This window comes from Mesorhizobium sp. B1-1-5 (assembly GCF_006443065.1).
In the GTDB taxonomy this organism is placed as follows: domain Bacteria; phylum Pseudomonadota; class Alphaproteobacteria; order Rhizobiales; family Rhizobiaceae; genus Mesorhizobium.
The window spans coordinates 1-2,067 of sequence record NZ_VFWS01000249.1 but is presented as its reverse complement, the minus strand read 5'-3'; the positions used below and the strand labels follow the sequence as shown (position 1 = coordinate 2,067).

At 67.4% G+C, this 2,067-nt stretch carries 3 protein-coding genes; 1 reads left to right on the top strand and 2 read right to left on the bottom strand.

Annotated elements, in window-relative coordinates; genetic code table 11:
• Together FJ980_RS30035 and cobD are read right to left on the bottom strand one after the other, a co-directional pair.
• A partial coding sequence (locus tag FJ980_RS30035; protein ID WP_140547238.1) for a tyrosine phosphatase family protein occupies nucleotides 1-471 on the bottom strand: 471 nt, incomplete at its 3' end.
• Nucleotides 468-1,514 carry a threonine-phosphate decarboxylase CobD gene (gene cobD, locus FJ980_RS30030; protein WP_140547237.1) on the bottom strand — a complete coding sequence of 349 codons (1,047 nt, stop codon included), beginning with the start codon at nucleotides 1,512-1,514 and terminating at the stop codon, nucleotides 468-470. The genes FJ980_RS30035 and cobD, both read right to left, overlap by 4 nt.
• On the opposite strand from cobD, the gene FJ980_RS30025 reads away from it, so the two are divergent.
• On the top strand, nucleotides 1,513-2,067 hold a 555-nt coding region (locus FJ980_RS30025; protein WP_140547236.1), incomplete at its 3' end, for a CobD/CbiB family cobalamin biosynthesis protein. The genes cobD and FJ980_RS30025 overlap by 2 nt on opposite strands.

Here is a 2,067-nt window from a genome sequence, read left to right as displayed (position 1 = left end):
GGCATCGGCGCCGCGCCCGATCGCTTCGATTGCCGCGATCATGCGGCCGCCTCGACCAAGCAGCGCGTCGGCCACCGCGATCAGCCGCGGATTGGGCGTCGCCGAAGGCGACAACCTCCGCAACGTCCGGGCCAGCTCGGCCTCGTCGCGTTTCGGCGCCAGCGCGGCAGCGATGATATAGGCGGAGGCTGTCGAGCGGCTGATGCCGGCATAACAGTGAACGACCATCGGCCTTGCGCGGTCCCAGCGGCGCGCGAAATCGAGCAGATTGCGCACATGCTCCTCGCCCGGCATGGTCATGCCATCCTGCGCCGCCGCGATGTCGTGCATGACCAGGTGCAGATGGTTTTCCCTCATGATCGAGGCCGGGCGGAGCACATCGGTGCCGGCGGCCAACAGCGACAGCAGCCGCTCGGCGCCGGTCCTCGCCACCGTTTCCTCGACCTTTGCCAGCGAGCAGACATGGATCATGGTTTGATACCTTCCGCTCGATCCTCGCGCCGCGCCGCCCATTCGGCAAGGGCGGATTCAAGCCGCAGCCACTCCTCCTCGTTCCCCGGCATGCCTGCCCGCAGGACGTGCGGGCGGTCGGTGAAATGGCGAAGCAGGATGCCGCGCTCGCCAAGCGCTGCAAACAAGCCGGCGGCATCCGGCAGGCTGAGATAGCGGAACAATGTGGTGCCGCCCGCGGCAGGCACGCCGAAACGACCGAACAGCCCGTCGAGCCGAGCCGATACCTCCGTCAGCGACGCGCGCATCGCGTCCTGCCAGCCGATATCGGCAAGTGCGCGAATGCCATATTCGAGCGCCGGGCCGGCGACGGCCCAAGGTCCGAATTGCGTTTCCAGCCGTTGGGCCGCCGGCGCGTCGGCAAGCGCAAATCCAAGCCGCAAACCGGCCAGCCCGAAAAACTTGCCGAAAGAGCGCAGCACGACGATGCCGCCCGGGCCGACATCGCCGGCAAGGCTGTGGTCGCGCGGGCCGACATCCATGAACGCCTCGTCGACGACCAGCAGCCCGCCCTTGGCGCGCAAACCGGCGGCCAGCGCCAGCAGCCGGTCGCGCTCGACGATGCGCCCATCCGGGTTGTTCGGGTTGACCACGACGGCAAGGTCGGCATTCGCCAGATCAGCGAAATCGCTGACTTCGGTCACCTCGTGCCCCGCGATCGCCGCCGCGCGGGCATGTTCGGCATAGGTCGGCCCTAGAACGAGCGCCCTGCCCGGCGCGACCAGCGATGCCACGCGCGGCAGCAGGATCTGCGTACCGGGCGCAGCGACGACATTGGCTGGCGAGGGCGCACCATAGCTACTGGCCGCGATCGCCGTCAGCTCACGCGCCCGCCCCGCTTCCGGCAATCGCGACAGCGAGGTGGCGGGCAGCTCGAAAAGCGGGTAGGAGTGCGGATTGATTCCGGTCGAGAGGTCGACGAAAGGCTGGGGGGCGTTGGGGAAAAGCGCCCTTGCCCGGCCGAGACTTCCACCATGGTCCACCGCTCCTTCAAGAAGCTTCATGTCAGTCCTGATCGCTTTCCTGTCATTGGCCATCGAATCCGCGCTGGGCTACCCCGACTGGCTGTTTCGCGCCATCGGCCATCCCGTGATGTGGTTTGGCAGGCTGATATCCTTTCTCGATCGCAGGCTCAACCGCGCCACTGATCCCGACGCACTGCGTCGCCAACGTGGTGTCCAGGCGCTTCTGGTCATCGTGCTGGTGCCGGCGCTAATTGGCCTGTGCGTGCAGATCCTGCTCTGGTTCATTCCCCTGGGACTGTTCATCACCGCCCTTCTGGCAACATCGTTCCTGTCGCAGCGGAGCCTTTATGAGCATGTCGAGGCCGTCGCCGATGCGCTCGACTCGGGCGGCCTCGACATGGGCCGCGCCGCCGTCTCGCGCATCGTCGGCCGCGATCCCGAAACCCTCGACAGGGCCGGCGTCTGCCGCGCGGCGATCGAGAGCCTGGCCGAGAATTTTTCCGACGGCATCGTTGCCCCCGCCTTCTGGACGGGCGTCGGCGGCCTCGCCGGAGGTGCTGCCTACAAGGCCGCCAACACCGCCGATTCGATG